Below are 16,408 nucleotides of genomic sequence, written 5' to 3'. Positions count from 1 at the left end.
CCGGTCACCGCGTCCGCGGCGTCTGTGGAGGCCCGGGAGCCGCTCCGGAAGTCCGTGACGCCGACGACCACCAATGTGCCGGACGCGTGTTAAGCGGGTGCTGCGGGTACGTGTCGCCCTCGTACCAGTTGCGCGAACTGCCGCGTACCGGCTACTTCGAGCCGCCGTTGGCCAGGAAGGCCAGCAGGTCCTGACGGCTGACGACACCGGTCGGCTTGCCCTCGACCAGGACGATCGCCGCGTCGGACGACTCGCCGAGGACGGCCATCAGGTCGGCGACCGGCTCGCCGGAGCCGACCTGCGGCAGCGGCGCGCTCATGTGCTGCTCCAGCGGGTCCTCCAGGGAGGCCTTCTTGGTGAAGAGGTGGTCGAGGAGCTCGCGCTCGACGACCGAGCCGACGACCTCGGCGGCCATGACGTCCGGGTGGCCGGCCCCGGGCTTCACGATGGGCATCTGGGAGACGCCGTACTCGCGGAGCACCTCGATGGCCTGGCCGACCGTCTCGTCCGGGTGCATGTGGACGAGCGAGGGCAGGCCGCCCTCCTTGTGACGCAGGACGTCGGCGACGGTGGCGGTGGAGGTGTCCTCCAGGAAGCCGTGTCCGGCCATCCACTCGTCGCTGAAGATCTTGGACATGTAGCCGCGGCCCGAGTCCGGGAGCAGCACGACGACGACGTCGTCGGGACCGAGCTCCTTGGCGACCTCCAGGGCCGCCACGACGGCCATGCCGCAGGAGCCGCCGACGAGGAGGCCCTCCTCCTTCGCGAGGCGGCGGGTCATCTGGAAGGAGTCCTTGTCGGACACCGCGACGATCCGGTCCGTGACGTTCCGGTCGTACGCGGTGGGCCAGAAGTCCTCGCCCACGCCCTCGACCAGGTACGGGCGGCCGGAACCGCCCGAGTAGACCGAACCCTCCGGGTCCGCGCCGATGACCTCGACCTTCCCGCCACTGACCTCCTTGAGGTAGTTGCCGGTGCCCGAGATGGTGCCGCCGGTGCCGACACCCGCGACGAAGTGGGTGATCTTCCCGTCCGTCTGCTCCCACAGCTCGGGACCGGTGGTCTCGTAGTGCGAGCGCGGGTTGTTCGGGTTCGAGTACTGGTCGGGCTTCCATGCGCCCGGCGTCTCACGGACGAGCCGGTCCGAGACGTTGTAGTACGAGTCGGGGTGCTCGGGGTCGACGGCCGTGGGGCAGACCACGACCTCGGCACCGTAGGCCCGCAGCACGTTGATCTTGTCGAGCGACACCTTGTCGGGGCAGACGAAGATGCACTTGTAGCCCTTCTGCTGGGCCACGATCGCCAGGCCGACGCCGGTGTTGCCGGACGTGGGCTCGACGATGGTGCCGCCGGGCTTGAGCTCACCGCTCTGCTCGGCCGCCTCGATCATGCGCACGGCGATCCGGTCCTTGACCGAGCCTCCGGGGTTGAAGTACTCGACCTTGGCCAGAACGGTCGCCTGAATACCCGCTGTGACGTTGTTGAGCTTCACCAGCGGGGTGTTGCCGACGAGGCTGATCATCGAGTCGTGGAATTGCACCGTAATCTCCGGGGTCTCCGTAATGGTGTGGCCAGCGTATGCGTAGTCGGAGCGGGTTACGGGGCAGTTAGACCCTGAACGGCTTGAAGGAGGTGACGGCCCCATGTCGAGGGCGAGGGTGGCGCGGCGGATCGCCGCGGGTGCGGCGTACGGCGGCGGGAGCATCGGACTGATCGGTGTGGCGGCGGTGGGGGTCCTCCTGGCCGAGGCACAGCTGGCGAAGCGCACGGTCTACGGCGTGCCGGCACCGCTGCCGCCGGTGGCCGACGGCCTCTACGGCCGCGCGTTCGGCACGGACGACCCGCTGCGGCTGGCCCTTCTGGGTGATTCCACGGCGGCGGGCCAGGGGGTGCGCCGCTCGGGTCAGACACCGGGCGCCCTCCTCGCCTCCGGGCTCGCGGCGGTCGCGGAGCGGCCGGTGGTCCTGCGGAACGTGGCGCTGTCGGGGGCACGCTCGGACGACCTGGAGCGCCAGGTGTCGCTCCTGCTCGCCCAGCCGCTCGGGCCGCCGGACGTGTGCGTGATCATGATCGGGGCGAACGACGTCACGCACCGGCTGCCGCCGACGGAGTCCGTACGGCTGCTCGCCTCGGCCGTCCGGCGCCTGCGGACCGCCGGCGCGGAGGTGGTGGTCGGGACCTGCCCGGACCTGGGCACGATCGAGCCGGTCTACCAGCCGCTGCGCCGGCTGGCCCGGCGGGCCTCGCGCCAGCTGGCGGCGGCCCAGACGATCGTGGTGGTCGAGCAGGGCGGCCGGACGGTGTCGCTGGGGGACATGCTGGGGCCGGAGTTCGCGGCGAACCCGCGCGAGATGTTCGGGATCGACAACTTCCACCCCTCGGCGGAGGGGTACGCGACGGCCGCGATGGCGATGCTGCCGACGCTGTGCGCCTCGCTCGGCGTGTGGCCGGAAACGGACCGGCTGGAGCCGGCCCGGCGGGAGAACATGCTGCCGGTGGCGAAGGCGGCGGCGGAGGCCGCGAAGGAGGCGGGCACGGAGGTCACCGGGGCCCGTGCGCCGTGGGCCCTCCTGAAGCACCGCAGACGCCGGCGCCTGCCCGTCCCGACGGAGACCCCTACGCCGGAGGACGCCCAGACGTGACGCGCGCCCACGCGTTGTGGGCAATCGTTCCGCTGGGCGGTGCCCACCCCGCTGCGGGCCGCGCCCGGCCGTTGTGGGCAATCGTTCCGCAGGGCGATGGGGGTCCCCCTGTTCGAGCGAAGCCGAGAGCTTGGGGGGGGGTGGGCACAACGGACGGCGCCCCTTGCCGGCGCCAGAGGCTCGCGAGCCTGGACCCGCGCCACCAGTGGCGGCACCCTTGAGGTGCGGGTCCGGGCGCGGAACGCGGAGGCGCGGGCCGGGTCCGACTGAGCGCTCGCTTAGAAAAGAGGTCCGCATCACATACCGGCAACGGTGACCCCGGCGGTACGTACGGGTAACTTCCCTTTCAGTCCGCCCACTCCGCACCCTCATGGAGCCGTGATGCCCGAAGCCGTGATCGTCTCGACCGCCCGCTCGCCCATCGGCCGGGCCTTCAAGGGCTCCCTCAAGGACCTGCGGCCGGACGACCTCACCGCGACCATCGTCCAGGCCGCCCTGGCCAAGGTGCCCGAGCTGGACCCGCGCGACATCGACGACCTGATGCTCGGCTGCGGCCTCCCCGGCGGCGAGCAGGGCAACAACCTGGGCCGGATCGTCGCCGTGCAGATGGGCATGGACCACCTGCCGGGCTGCACGATCACCCGCTACTGCTCCTCCTCGCTGCAGACCTCCCGCATGGCGCTGCACGCGATCAAGGCGGGCGAGGGCGACGTCTTCATCTCGGCCGGTGTCGAGATGGTGTCCCGCTTCGTGAAGGGCAACTCGGACTCGCTGCCCGACACGCACAACCCGTTCTTCGCCGAGGCCGAGGCCCGCACCGCCGCGGTCGCCGCCTCCGAGGGCTCCTCCTGGCACGACCCGCGCGAGGACGGCATCGTCCCCGACGCGTACATCGCGATGGGCCAGACCGCGGAGAACCTGGCCCGCCTCAAGGGCATCAGCCGCCAGGAGATGGACGAGTTCGGCGTACGGTCGCAGAACCTCGCCGAGCAGGCCATCAAGAACGGCTTCTGGGAGCGCGAGATCACCCCGGTGACGCTGCCGGACGGCACGGTCGTCTCCGCGGACGACGGCCCGCGCGCGGGCGTCACCCTGGAGGGCGTGCAGGGCCTCAAGCCGGTCTTCCGCCCCGACGGCCTGGTCACGGCCGCCAACTGCTGCCCGCTGAACGACGGCGCCGCCGCGCTCGTGATCATGTCCGACACCAAGGCCCGCGAGCTCGGCCTGACCCCGCTGGCCCGGATCGTCTCCACCGGCGTCTCCGGCCTCTCCCCCGAGATCATGGGCCTCGGCCCGGTCGAGGCCTCGAAGCAGGCCCTCAAGCGCGCCGGCCTGACCATCGGCGACATCGACCTCGCCGAGATCAACGAGGCCTTCGCCGCCCAGGTCATCCCGTCCTACCAGGACCTGGGCCTGGACCTGGACAAGGTGAACGTCAACGGTGGCGCCATCGCCGTCGGCCACCCCTTCGGCATGACCGGCGCCCGGATCACCGGCACGCTGATCAACAGCCTCCAGTTCCACGACAAGCAGTTCGGCCTGGAGACCATGTGCGTCGGCGGCGGCCAGGGCATGGCGATGGTCATCGAGCGCCTGAGCTGACCCGTCCGGGCCGCCCGCCCGGGGCGGCCCCGCCCGGATCCCCGCTCTCCAGGGACCGAGCGCGTCAACCGCTCCGCGTCCGAGCCGTGACCGAATCTCCCCCAGGATGTGACCTACGTCCCGGGGGAGTTCGTTTTCCCAGGTCAGAGCGGTTTCGGGACTAAACACCTGGCAGAAATACCTGTCCAATTCGTGACGTAATGCACTGACAGCGGGCACCACCCCGGGACAAGCTGATGTAGGAAGTCGGGGGATCGACTCGGAATCGGGAGTACGTCAGTGAGCGCCATGTCTCTTGCCCTGCTGCTGACCACGGCCGCCGCCACGGCCGTGGGCGCTGCTGCCCTGCACGCCGTCCACGGTCTCCGCAAGGAGGTCACCGCCCTCCGCGGCGAGCTGGCCGCCGGTCACGGCGTCACGGTCCCGGCGGCGCGCGCCACGCCGGCCGCCGAGATACGGGCCGCGGTCGCCGAGGCGCTGGCCGAGGAGCGCGAGCGCGAGCTCGCCGAGGCGCGCGCCTTCTGGGCCGCGCAGGAGGCCCGTGACGCGGCCGACGCCCCGTCCCTGCTGGGCGGTCTGGGCGGCCCGGTCGACGACGGCACCTTCTTCGTGCCGCGCCAGGCCGACTTCGTGGGCCTGGAGGCGATGGCCCTGGAGGCCATGGAGGCGGAGGCGGCCGCGCTCGACGGCCCCGACGCGCTGGACTCCTTCGACGAGTACCCCGAGGACTCCGCGGAGCTGGCCGCGGCCCGCCGCCGGCACCCCTCGCACCCGGACTTCGTGCCGGTGCAGACGCCCGTGGTCACCGACCACGAGCGGACGGTGGCCCGCCTGGAGGAGCTCGCGGACACCCGTACCGCGCTCACCGACGTGCGCCCGGGCCCGCTCGGCACGCTCGACGTGTACGTCTTCGCGGACGGCACCACGCTCTGTATGACCCCGGGCCACCGCGAGACGGCGGAGCGCCTGGCCGAGGCCCTGCGCGCCGGCCGCACCCCGGTCCTGCTCGGCGGCTCGGGCGTCTCGGGCGCCTTCGCCCTGACCTTCTCGTACGGCGACGCGGACGAGGAGAACGTCTACATCCTCGCGGACCGCGTGATCGCCTCCCTGTAGGCCCGCGCAGGGGGCGCTACAGCCCCGCGCGCTCCGCCGCCTCCCGTACCAGTCTCACGGCCTCGCCCAGTTCCCCCTCGTGGGAGCCGGCCGGGGCCGTTCGCAGGATCTCGGCCAAGTCGTTCCCGGCGACGGCGAGCTGGTCGCCCACCGCGAACAGGCCCGCGTCCGGCATGATCCGCGGCTCCCGTTCCGGGTCCTCGGCACGCTGGGCGCGCACCGACAACTCCCTGGCCAGCGCCAGCCCTTCGGCCGCCCCGGCCTGCTTGAGGCGGCTCTGCGGGGCCGCCCGCAGCCGGTCGGCGAACCGCTCGACGGCGGCGGTCAGTTCACTCGTATCGCGCACCCGGCGACCCTACGCGCCCTCCCGGCGCCCTTGCCAACGGCCTCAGGCTTCGGCACGGTGACGGGAAGGAGTACGAGGAGCACACGGTACGACGCGTCCGGAGGCGCCGATGTCGCACACATTCTCCGAAGAGACCCACCGCAACCTGCTGGCCCGCATCCCGCGCCGCACCGGTCGTGAGATCGCCGACTGGATGCGCACCGTCGAGGAGGGTCCCTCCCTCCTCCGCTTCGAGGAGCGGGTCAGCTGGCTCCGCGGGGCGCACGAGCTGGCGTACGGCCACGCGAAGGCGATCATCCACGAGTACGACCTGCGGCGGGCGGCGCGCAGACTGCTCTGAGCCCCGCCGGCCCCGGTCACCCCACGTGCCGGCCGAGGAAGTCGCGGACGAGTCCGGCGATCTCCTCGCCGTGCGTCTCCAGGGCGAAGTGCCCGGCGTCCAGGAGGTGGATCTCGGCGTCCGGCAGGTCACGGGCGAAGGCCTCCGCACCGGCCGGCCCGAAGATCTCGTCGCCGCGCCCCCAGGCCGCCAGCAGCGGCGGCCGGTGGGTGCGGAAGTACTCCTGGAAGGCCGGGTAGCCGTCCAGGTTGAACTGGTAGTCCCAGAAGAGCTGGAGCTGGATCTCCTTGTTGCCGGGCCGGTCGAGGCCGGCCTGGTCCAGGGTCCAGGTCTCGGGGGCGATCCGGTCGAGCCGGTCGGCGGGCACGCCGTGGGTGTACTGCCAGCGGGTGGCCCCGGCGGTCAGCAGCTCCCGCACGCCGGCCTCGTTCGCCGCCCGGTCCCGGGCGTGGGCGAAGAGCACGTCCCAGAAGGGCGTGAACCCCTCCAGGTAGGCGTTGCCGCTCTGGCTGACGATCGCGGTGACCCGCTCGGGGTGCCGGGAGGCGATCCGCAGGCCGATCGGCGCGCCGTAGTCCTGGATGTAGAGCGCGAACCTCTCGACGCCCAGCTTGTCGAGCAGTCCCAGGGTGATCTCGGTGAGCCTCTCGAAGCTGTACGCGAAGTCCTCGACGGCCGGTGCGGCCGACGCACCGAAGCCGATGTGGTCGGGGGCGATCAGGTGGTACGCGTCGGCGAGGTCGGCGATGAGCCCCCGGTACATGTGCGAGCTGGACGGGAAGCCGTGCAGCAGGACGAGGGTGGGGTTCGCCGGATCGCCGGCCTCCCGGTAGAAGACGTCGAGCCCGTCGACGGTGACGGTGCGGGCGCGCAGGGCGTATGCGGACATGACTGACTCCCCGTTTTCGGTTTCCGACCGAGAGAACGAGCGTTCTCCCGATGCCCTGTAGACTACGAGAACGATGGTTCTCCACGCAAGGGGTGATCGGACGATGGACGCGGAAACCGCCGAGCGGAAGGTGCTCGACACCGCGGAGGGGCTCTTCGACGAGCGGGGGGTGCAGGCCGTCGGCATGGACGCCATCCGCACCGCCTCGGGGGTCTCCCTGAAGCGGCTCTACCAGGTCTTCCCGTCCAAGGACCTCCTGGTCGAGGCCGTCCTGCGGCGCCGCGACGAGGCCGTACGGGCCGCACTCACCGGCCACGGCGCACGGACCGCCGAGGGGCCGTACGAGCGGGCCCTCGCGGTCTTCGACTGGCTGGCCGGCTGGTTCGCGGAGCCCGGGTTCCGGGGCTGCGCGTTCATCAACACCTTCGGGGAGCTCGGCGGGGTCACCCCGGTCGTCGCCGGCATCGCCCGCGACCACAAGGAGGCCCTGCGGGCCTACTTCGCCGAGCAGACGGACGCCCTCGGCGCGCCGCCCGTCCTCGCCGACCAGCTGGCCCTGCTCGCCAACGGCGCCATGGCCGTCGCGGGCATCACCGGCTCCCCCGAACCGGCCGCCCAGGCGAAGGCGGCGGCGAGGGTCCTGCTGGACGCGGCCCCCGCCTCCTAGGACAGGCCCCGGACACGCGGAAGGGCCCGCCCGGCGCGAAGCCGGACGGGCCCTTCCCCCCGAGTCAGGGGGTGCGTCAGTCGTCGCCCTGCAGGATCGACAGCAGACGCAGCATCTCCAGGTAGATCCACACCAGGGTCATGGTGAGACCGAAGGCGGCCAGCCAGGCCTCCTCGCGCGGCGCGCCGTAGGTCACGCCGTCCTCGACCTGCTTGAAGTCGAGGGCGAGGAAGCAGGCGCCCAGGATGATGCCGATGACACCGAAGAGGATGCCGAGACCACCGCTGCGGAAGCCGAGGCCGTCACCGCCGGCGAAGACCGCGAACAGCAGGTTGGTCACCATGAGGAGCATGAAGCCCATCGCGGCGGCCATCACGAAGCCGTAGAAGCGGCGGTTGACCCGGATCCAGCCCATCTTGTAGGCGATGAGCACACCGGCGAAGACCGCCATCGTGCCCAGGACCGCCTGGATGACCACACCGTCGGCGATGTACGTCGAGACGGCGGCGGAGATCACACCGAGGAAGACGCCCTCGAAGGCGGCGTAGCCCAGGATCAGCGCGGGGGACGGCTTGCGCTTGAAGGACTGCACGAGCGACAGCACGAGCGCGACCAGGGCGGCGCCGATGGCGATGCCGTAGGACTTGCCGAGGTTCGCCGGGTCGACCGGCAGCAGCAGCCAGGACAGGACGGCGGTGAGCACGACCGTGCCGAGCGTCATGGCCGTACGGCTCACGACGTCGTCGATCGTCATCACGTTGCCGCGGGCCTGCTGCGGGGCGCCGAGCGCGGTGTCCTGCGGGGCGTACGGGTTGGTCGCGTACGGGTTCGTCGCGCCCTCGGCATACGGGTTGCCGGTGGCGTACGGGTTGGTTCCGACGGCGGGGCCCCCGGCCTGCGGCTGCTGCGCGTTGAAGCCCGCGTAGCCGGCGTCGCGGCTGAACCCCCGTCGCGAGAAGACCGGGTTGCTGCTCCTCATCTCACTCCTCCATGGCGGACCGCACGGCGCGGCCTTGCGTCAAGGGTAATGCGTAGGCAAAAGAAACTCCCTAGTGCTCGGGGAGGATCTTTTCCCGTAAGTTTTCGATCTTCGTCGGCGGCGGAGGGGTCCACTCCGCGAGGCTCGCCCCTGCCAGGAACCGCCCCTTCCACAGGAGAGCCGCATGACCGCCGAACCGAACGCCGTCTGGGACGTCCCCCGCCACGGAAGCGCCTGGGTGTTCACCGCGGGCGAGCACCTCACCAGACCCGTCATCCTCGTCGGCGACGCCGGCACCGGGCTCGCGGAACTCGCCGGGAGCGCCGACCACGCGGCGTACTCCCTCCTCTCGGAGCTTCACGCGCGCGGCTACGACCTGGTCCTGTTCGGCCTCCCCGACGACAGCACCATGACCGGCGCCGGCGGGGCCGTCCAGAACGTCGTCACGCGCGCGCTCGCGGAGCAGTACGGCTCGGACCCGCTGACCGTCGGCGGCACCGGGCAGGGCGCCCTCGCCGCCCGCTACGCCCTCGCGAGCATGGAACGGATGGCGATCGACCACCGGAGCGGGGTCCACTTCTCCCACAACGGCGCCGCACCGGCGCTGGAGGACGAGGCCGAGCTGAGCCGCGCGGGCGGCCGGCCCCTGATCCCCCGCTTCCTGCGCCTGGTCGACGGCGGCGTGGACGACGGCCTGGGCGACGAGATCGCCGACGACACGATCACCGGCGGAGCGGGCGAGGCGGGCCCGCTCCTCTCCGAGGAGTACGGCTCCTGGCTGCTGGGGAACCTGGCCCACTAGCGAAGCCGTGGTGCCCGGAACCGGACTCGAACCGGTACGGCCCGAAGGCCAGCGAGGTTTAAGCTCGCCGTGTCTGCATTCCACCATCCGGGCGTCGCCGCGAAGCTCCGCGTTGGCACATGAGCCTATCGGGACGGTTTCCCCCGATCAGCGGAACCTCGGCCCGATGTTGTCTTATTTTATTGACGTCTGAGGGTGCGTCAGTGCAGGTGGGGGGCCTTTCGTCAAACTGTGACAGGGGTCGCAGGCGCAAAGCCGCACCCCCCGGAATGACGAAAAGTCGTCGCAGGTCTGTCACCTCCGTCCGGCGGCTTCACCGCCGGACGGACTCAGGGGTCCCGTCATCCCAAAGGAGGAGGGACCGGACCTCCGATCAGACTCCAGACGGCCCCCGGAACGGGCACGTGGGCGGACGACCCGGAGCAGAACGCTCGACACGATGGAGGGGTTCCCGAATCGCCGTCGCAGTGACAGGAGTCCCCCCGTGACCACCACCCCCACCGTGTCCCGCGCCACCGCGGTGGCCGCCCGCGCCACGGATCTCTCGAAGGTCTACGGACACGGCGAGACCCAGGTCGTCGCGCTCGATCACGTCACCGTGGACTTCCGCCAGGGCGAGTTCACCGCGATCATGGGCCCCTCCGGCTCCGGCAAGTCGACGCTCATGCACTGCGTCGCCGGCCTGGACTCCTTCTCCTCCGGCTCGGTCCGGATCGGCGAGACGGAGCTCTCCACCCTGAAGGACAAGCAGCTCACCCAGCTGCGCCGGGACAAGATCGGCTTCATCTTCCAGGCCTTCAACCTGCTGCCGACGCTGACCGCCCTGGAGAACATCACGCTCCCGATGGACATCGCGGGACGCAAGGCCGACAAGCAGTGGGTCCAGCAGGTCATCGACATGCTCGGCCTCTCCGCCCGGCTCAGCCACCGCCCCTCCGAGCTCTCCGGCGGCCAGCAGCAGCGCGTGGCCGTGGCCCGCGCCCTCGCCTCCCGCCCCGAGATCATCTTCGGCGACGAGCCCACCGGAAACCTGGACTCCCGCTCGGGCGCCGAGGTCCTCGGCTTCCTGCGCAACTCGGTGCGCGAGCTCGGCCAGACCGTCGTCATGGTCACCCACGACGCGGTGGCCGCCTCCTACGCGGACCGCGTGATCTTCCTCGCGGACGGCCGGATCGTCGACGAGATGCTCCGCCCGACGGCGGACGGCGTCCTCGACCGCATGAAGGCCTTCGACGCCAAGGGCCGCACGAGCTGACGCCACAGCGCAGCCCCGCCCCGACCTCCGCCCCACCTTCCGTTCAGGACACACCCATGTTCCGTACCGCCCTGCGCAACGTGCTCGCGCACAAGGCGAGACTGCTGATGACCGTCCTCGCCGTGATGCTCGGCGTGGCCTTCGTCTCCGGCACGCTCGTCTTCACCGACACCCTCGGCCAGGCCTTCCGCAACCAGTCGGCCAAGAGCTACGACGACGTCGCCGTCGCCGTCACGATGTACCCGTCCGCCGAGGAGGCCCGGAAGACCCCCGGCCTCTCCCAGCAGGACGTCGACAAGGTCGCGAAGCTCGACGGGGTCGCCTCCGTCACCCCCCGCGTCGACGGCTTCGCCGGCGTGCCCGACCAGAACGGCAGGCTGATCGGCGTCGGCTGGTCCAACAAGGGCACCAACTTCGCCCCCGGCAAGGACGGCAAGGACCGCGCGTACGCCTTCACCTCCGGGAACGGACCGGCCTCCGCCGGTCAGATCGCGCTCGACAAGGACACCGCCGACAAGGGCGGCTACAAGGTCGGCGACACCGTCCGCGTCGCGACCACGGGCCCGGTGAAGGAGTACGAGCTCTCCGGCGTCTTCACCACCGAGGACGGCGCCGTCAACGCCGGCGGCAGCCTGGTCGTCTTCGACAACGCCGTCGCCCAGAAGCTCTACCTGAAGCCCGGCTTCTACCGGGACATGACCGTCACCGCCGCCCCCGGCGCGAACGACGGCAAGCTCCTCGACGAGGTCCTGAAGGTCGTCCCGAAGTCGGCCACCGCGCAGACCGGCAAGGCCCTCGCCGAGCAGCAGGCCAAGGACATCGAGGCCGGTCTCGGCGCGCTCAACCAGGTGCTCCTCGGCTTCGCGGGCATCGCGCTCTTCGTCGGGATCTTCCTGATCTCCAACACCTTCACCATGCTGGTCGCCCAGCGCACCAAGGAACTCGCGCTGATGCGCGCCGTCGGCGCCTCGCGCAAGCAGATCACCCGCTCCGTCCTCGCCGAGGCCGGTCTGGTCGGCCTGCTCGCCTCCGCCGTCGGCTACGTGCTCGGCATCGGCCTGGCCGTCTCGCTCCGCTCGGCCATGAGCGCCTTCGAGATGAAGGTCCCCGGCGGCGGTCTGGTCCTCACCGCCACCCCGGCCGTCAGCGCCTTCGCCGTCGGCGTCCTCATCACGATGCTCGCCGCCTGGCTGCCCGGCCGCCGCGCCGCGAAGATCCCGCCGGTCGCCGCCATGAGCAGCGTCCACGCCACCGAGAGCACCAAGTCGCTCGTCGTACGGAACTCCATCGGTGCGGCGTTCAGCGCCCTCGGTGCCGTGCTCATCGTCCTCGGCGCCGGCCAGGGCGGCGACGAGGGCCGCATGCTCATCGCGGGCGGCGCCTTCCTCGCCCTCATCGGCGTGATCGTGCTGATCCCGTTCCTGTCCAGGCCCGTGATCGCCGTGATCCGCCCCGTCTTCGTGAACCTCTTCGGGGTCTCCGGCAAGCTCGCCGGCCTGAACGCGGTCCGCAACCCGCGCCGCACCGGCGCCACCGCCTCCGCGCTCGCCATCGGCCTGACCCTCGTCACCGGCCTCTCGGTGCTCGGCGCCACGGTCGGCACGGCCCTCGACAAGGCCACGACGGACCAGATCAAGGCCGACTACATGGTCACCATGGCCAGCGGCAACAGCCTGAGCCCGGAGGCGCTGGCCGCCCTGGAGAAGGCACCGGGCGTCACCGCGATCTCCCCCCAGCAGGCGGGCGCCTTCGACCTGAAGGGCGACTACACCTCGGTCTCCGGCGTCACCCCCGGGGCCATCGAGAAGGTCCTCAGGCTGGACGTCGTGAAGGGCTCGCTGTCCTCCCTCGGCGGGAACACGATCGCCGTCGACGACGACGTCGCCACGAAGCGCGGCCTGAAGGTCGGCGACTCCGTCCCGGTCGAGTACCTCGACAAGCAGAAGGGCAAGCTGACCGTCGGCGCGGTCTACAAGGCCAACGAGTTCGTCTCGCCGGTCCTGGCCGACCACGAGCTGGTCACCGCGCACGAGGAGCAGGCCGAGATCCGTCAGATCTTCGTCTCGGCCGACGGCGGCGCGACCGCGGCCAACGAGCGGGCCCTCGCCAAGGCCATGGGCGACAACCCGGCGATCACGGTGATGGACCACAAGGACATCCGTGACTCCTTCGGCGGCCCGATCAACCTGATGCTCAACATCATGTACGGCCTGCTCGGCATGGCCCTGATCATCGCGGTCCTCGGTGTCGTCAACACCCTCGCGATGTCCGTCTTCGAGCGCCAGCAGGAGATCGGAATGCTGCGGGCGATCGGCCTCGACCGGCGCCGGGTGAAGCGGATGGTCCGTCTGGAGGCCGTGGTCATCTCGGTGTTCGGCGCCCTCGTCGGCATCGGCCTCGGATCGTTCCTCGGCTGGGCGATCGGCGAGACCATCAGGGAGGAGATCCCGGGCTACGTCCTGGTCCTGCCCTGGGACCGGATCGGGATCTTCCTGGTCCTGGCCGCCCTGGTCGGCGTCCTCGCCTCCCTGTGGCCGGCCCGGAGCGCGGCCAAGCTGAACATGCTCTCCGCGATCAAGGCCGAGTAGCACCACCCGCACGAGGCGAAGGGCCGGATCCCCGCGGGGGATCCGGCCCTTCGCGCACGTGTCAGACCTTCTCGTTCCAGACGCGCGGCCGCAGCGCCGTGCCGCTCACGCCCGAGACCGGGGTCTTCACCGCGAGGAACTGGTTCACGCCGATCCGGTTGCGCTCGAAGGAGACCGCCGAAGCCGCCATGTAGAGCCGCCAGATCCGGGCCCGGCCGGGCGAGGTGAGCCGGACCGCCCGGTCCCAGTCGCGCTCCAGGTTGCCCACCCAGCGGCGCAGCGTGAGCGCGTAGTGCTCGCGGATCGCCTCCACGTCCCGGACCTCGAAGCCGGCGTCCTCCAGGGTCGACAGGGTGCGGCCCATGGGGGCGAGTTCGCCGTCGGGGAAGACGTACGCGTCGATGAAGACGTCGACCTCGTACGCCTCCTCGTCGGGCTCGGGACGCCGGGAGATCTGGTGGTTCAGGAGCCGCCCGCCGGGCTTCAGGAGGGCGTACAGGGTGTCGGCGTACTCCCGGTACTTCACGGCGCCGACGTGCTCGGCCATGCCGATCGAGGAGATCGCGTCGTACGGGCCGTCCGTGACGTCCCGGTAGTCCTGGACCCGGATCTCGATCAGGTCCGTGAGGCCCTCCTCCGCGATCCTCTTGCGGGCGAAGGCGGCCTGTTCGCGGGAGAGGGTGACGCCGACGACCCTGGCGCCGTACTCGCGGGCCGCGTGGATGGCCATGGAGCCCCAGCCGCAGCCGACGTCGAGGAGCCGGTCGCCCTCCTTCAGGTTCAGCTTGCGGGCGATGAGGTCCAGCTTGTCGCGCTGGGCCTCCTCCAGGGTGCCGTCAGCGGCAGGACCGGGCCAGTACGCGCACGAGTAGACCATCGAGGGGCCGAGGACCAGCGCGTAGAAGTCGTTGCCCACGTCGTAGTGGTGACTGATCGCCTGCTTGTCGCGGCGCCTGCTGTGCCGGCTGCCGCTGCGGCCGCGCATCTCCTCGGCCGGGGGCTGCGGCGGCGGCAGGGGCCCGGCGAGCCCCAGCAGGGCACGGGCGGCGGCGCGGAGCCTGGGGTCGCGTACGGATTCCAGCAGGCCCCTGCTCTCCCCGCCGCGCTCCCACAGGAGGCCCGAGAGCCGGTCCAGGAGCTCGTAGAGGTCCCCCTCGACGTCGATCTCGCCGGCCACCCAGGCGCGGGCCAGGCCCAGTTCGCCGGGCTTCCAGATCATCCTCCGCAGGGCCCGGCGGTCGCGGACGATCAGGACGGGGCCGCCCGCGGGGCCGGCTTCACTGCCGTCCCAGGCTCGCAGGCGGACCGGGAGCGGTCCTCCGAGGAGTTCCTCGGCGAGAGTCGTCAGCCGCGACGCGGCGTCGGCCATGGTGCACACCTCCGTGATCTCGTGCCCCAGAAATGCTCGTCACCAAGGGAACACCGTCCGTAGGCGTTTACAGTCCCGCCGCCGCGCAACAAGTCGGCAAAACACGCGAAGGGCCGTCCGCACCACGGATGGCGGACGGCCCTTTTACGGCCTTGCGTGTACTGCGGGTGGTGCTTAGGAGGCCTTGGCCTTCTCCTGCGCCGGGGCGGCCGGCGCCGGGGCGGGCTTGGCCGCCTCGTAGAACTCCTCGCGCGGCGTCTCCATGGCGCCGAGCGACACGACCTCGCGCTTGAGGAACATGCCGAGGGTCCAGTCGGCGAAGACGCGGATCTTGCGGTTGAAGGTCGGCATCGCCATGCCGTGGTAGCCACGGTGCATGTACCAGGCGAGACGGCCCTTGAGCTTGATCTTCACCTTGCCCATGACGATCATCGCGACGCCCTTGTGCAGGCCGAGGCCGGCCACCGCGCCCTTGTTGGCGTGGCTGTACTCCTTCTGCGGGAAGCCGCGCATGCCGGCCACCACGTTGTCGCCGAGGACCTTGGCCTGGCGCAGGGCGTGCTGGGCGTTCGGCGGGCACCAGGCGCGCTCGCGCGGGACGCCGGCCTTGATCGCGGCCATGTCGGGAACCTGGGCGTTGTCGCCCGCGGCCCAGACGTAGTCCATGCCGTTGACCTGGAGCTTCTCGTTGCAGTCCACGTGGCCGCGGGGGCCGAGCGGCAGACCGAAGCGGGAGAGCGCCGGGTTGGGCTTCACGCCGGCGGTCCAGACGATCGTGTTGGAGTCGACCTCGAGGCCGTTCTTCAGCACGACGTGACCGTCGACGCAGGAGTCCATGGAGGTCTCGAGGTAGATCTCGATGCCGCGGGACTCCAGGTGCTCCTTGCCGTACTGGCCGAGCTTGGGGCCGACCTCGGGAAGGATCTTGTCCGCGGCGTCGACCAGGATGAAGCGCATGTCCTCGCGCGACACGTTCTGGTAGTACTTCGCGGCGTCGCGGGCCATGTCCTCGACCTCGCCGATGGTCTCGGCGCCGGCGAAGCCACCGCCGACGAAGACGAAGGTCAGCGCCTTGCGGCGGACCTCCTCGTCGGTGGTCGAGTCGGCCTTGTCGAGCTGCTCGAGGACGTGGTTGCGCAGGCCGATGGCCTCCTCGATGCCCTTCATGCCGATGCCCTGCTCGGCGAGGCCGGGGATCGGGAAGGTGCGCGAGACGGCGCCCATCGAGATGACCAGGTAGTCGAACGGCAGCTCGTACGCCTCGCCGACGAGCGGCGCGATCGTGGCGACCTTGCGGTCCTGGTCGATGGTGGTGACCCGGCCGGTGAGCACCTCCGCTCCGCGCACGACGCGTCGCAGCGGGACGACGACGTGGCGCGGCGAGATGCTGCCGGCGGCGGCTTCGGGGAGGAAGGGCTGGTAGGTCATGTACGACCGCGGGTCGACGACCGTGACGGTCGCCTCCGCGTAGCGCATCTTCTTGAGGATGCGCCGAGCTGCGTACAGGCCTACGTACCCGCCGCCTACTACGAGGATCCTGGGACGCTCCGTGGTGCTCATGGGATCGAGTATCCACCCCTCCTCAGGGGGGTGCTCGTGCGCCCCTTCACAAGGTCTCTGGACACCTCTGCTACACTCCGCCGCCCACGTGATCCACATCATGGTGCTGCAAAGGAACCGGGGTGCACTGGTGAACGTTGTTCACCCCCCGTGAACTGGCCTGGAGAGCGCCCGTTAACGCTGAACCGGAGCCCAGGTTCACACGATGGAAACATCGAGCGAATCAGGCTCCGCACCTGCGAAAGGGCCCCGCGAC

Annotated in this window: 14 protein-coding genes and 1 tRNA gene; 8 read left to right on the top strand and 7 right to left on the bottom strand. The window is 70.9% G+C overall.

The features are described from left to right. Positions 1–151: 151 nt before the first annotated feature. Positions 152–1,540 carry a cystathionine beta-synthase gene (locus IE237_RS31985; RefSeq protein WP_189805634.1) on the bottom strand — a complete coding sequence of 463 codons (1,389 nt, stop codon included), beginning with the start codon at positions 1,538–1,540 and terminating at the stop codon, positions 152–154. Positions 1,541–1,643: 103 nt separating this feature from the next. Between IE237_RS31985 and IE237_RS31980 the strand changes: the two genes are divergently transcribed. From IE237_RS31980 to IE237_RS31970, 3 genes are all read left to right on the top strand, one after another. After that, the gene (locus IE237_RS31980; RefSeq protein ID WP_189805633.1) at positions 1,644–2,642 is read left to right on the top strand and encodes an SGNH/GDSL hydrolase family protein; all 999 of its coding nucleotides are present in this window, start codon (positions 1,644–1,646) and stop codon (positions 2,640–2,642) included. Positions 2,643–3,023: 381 nt separating this feature from the next. Beyond that, positions 3,024–4,244: an acetyl-CoA C-acetyltransferase gene (locus IE237_RS31975; RefSeq protein ID WP_189805632.1), complete on the top strand. Its 1,221-nt coding sequence runs from the start codon at positions 3,024–3,026 to the stop codon at positions 4,242–4,244. A 288-nt stretch (positions 4,245–4,532) separates the two neighbouring features. Beyond that, a complete protein-coding gene (locus tag IE237_RS31970) occupies positions 4,533–5,357 on the top strand; it encodes a hypothetical protein (RefSeq protein ID WP_189805631.1) in 825 nt (274 codons plus the stop codon). Between the two features lie 16 nt (positions 5,358–5,373). Here IE237_RS31970 and IE237_RS31965 read toward each other — a convergent pair whose 3' ends face one another. Further along, the gene (locus tag IE237_RS31965; RefSeq protein ID WP_189805630.1) at positions 5,374–5,703 is read right to left on the bottom strand and encodes a hypothetical protein; all 330 of its coding nucleotides are present in this window, start codon (positions 5,701–5,703) and stop codon (positions 5,374–5,376) included. 109 nt (positions 5,704–5,812) lie between these two features. On the opposite strand from IE237_RS31965, the gene IE237_RS31960 reads away from it, so the two are divergent. After that, complete coding sequence (locus IE237_RS31960) at positions 5,813–6,043, top strand: DUF4287 domain-containing protein (protein ID WP_189805629.1); 231 nt, start codon at positions 5,813–5,815, stop codon at positions 6,041–6,043. Between the two features lie 16 nt (positions 6,044–6,059). Here IE237_RS31960 and IE237_RS31955 read toward each other — a convergent pair whose 3' ends face one another. Beyond that, positions 6,060–6,932, bottom strand: a complete 873-nt coding sequence (locus IE237_RS31955; RefSeq protein ID WP_189805628.1) for an alpha/beta fold hydrolase — start codon at positions 6,930–6,932, stop codon at positions 6,060–6,062. 103 nt (positions 6,933–7,035) lie between these two features. Between IE237_RS31955 and IE237_RS31950 the strand changes: the two genes are divergently transcribed. Continuing rightward, positions 7,036–7,599: a TetR/AcrR family transcriptional regulator gene (locus IE237_RS31950; protein ID WP_189805627.1), complete on the top strand. Its 564-nt coding sequence runs from the start codon at positions 7,036–7,038 to the stop codon at positions 7,597–7,599. Positions 7,600–7,675: 76 nt separating this feature from the next. Here the strand turns inward: IE237_RS31950 and IE237_RS31945 are convergent, their stop codons facing one another. Then, on the bottom strand, positions 7,676–8,578 hold the full coding sequence (locus tag IE237_RS31945; protein ID WP_189805626.1) for a Bax inhibitor-1/YccA family protein: 903 nt from the start codon (positions 8,576–8,578) through the stop codon (positions 7,676–7,678). Between the two features lie 184 nt (positions 8,579–8,762). Between IE237_RS31945 and IE237_RS31940 the strand changes: the two genes are divergently transcribed. Further along, entirely contained in the window at positions 8,763–9,380 is a 618-nt protein-coding gene (locus IE237_RS31940; protein WP_189805625.1) for a hypothetical protein, read from the top strand. A gap of 8 nt (positions 9,381–9,388) precedes the next feature. Here the strand turns inward: IE237_RS31940 and IE237_RS31935 are convergent. Next, positions 9,389–9,473: transfer RNA gene (locus IE237_RS31935), tRNA-Leu, on the bottom strand. Between the two features lie 391 nt (positions 9,474–9,864). On the opposite strand from IE237_RS31935, the gene IE237_RS31930 reads away from it, so the two are divergent. Both IE237_RS31930 and IE237_RS31925 read left to right on the top strand, forming a co-directional pair. Continuing rightward, positions 9,865–10,635 (top strand): ABC transporter ATP-binding protein, encoded by a 771-nt coding sequence (locus IE237_RS31930; protein WP_189805624.1) that lies wholly within the window; start codon positions 9,865–9,867, stop codon positions 10,633–10,635. A gap of 56 nt (positions 10,636–10,691) precedes the next feature. Then, a complete protein-coding gene (locus IE237_RS31925) occupies positions 10,692–13,223 on the top strand; it encodes an ABC transporter permease (protein ID WP_189805623.1) in 2,532 nt (843 codons plus the stop codon). Positions 13,224–13,284: 61 nt separating this feature from the next. On the opposite strand, the gene IE237_RS31920 is transcribed toward IE237_RS31925, so the two are convergent. Continuing rightward, positions 13,285–14,592: an SAM-dependent methyltransferase gene (locus IE237_RS31920; RefSeq protein ID WP_189805622.1), complete on the bottom strand. Its 1,308-nt coding sequence runs from the start codon at positions 14,590–14,592 to the stop codon at positions 13,285–13,287. Positions 14,593–14,766: 174 nt separating this feature from the next. Beyond that, complete coding sequence (locus IE237_RS31915) at positions 14,767–16,152, bottom strand: NAD(P)/FAD-dependent oxidoreductase (protein WP_189805621.1); 1,386 nt, start codon at positions 16,150–16,152, stop codon at positions 14,767–14,769. Between the last annotated feature and the right edge of the window lie 256 nt (positions 16,153–16,408).

Origin of the sequence: Streptomyces tanashiensis (assembly GCF_014648895.1) — a bacterium.
GTDB classification, from domain to species: Bacteria; Actinomycetota; Actinomycetes; order Streptomycetales; family Streptomycetaceae; genus Streptomyces; species Streptomyces tanashiensis.
This window is presented reverse-complemented; position numbering and strand designations above follow the sequence as displayed.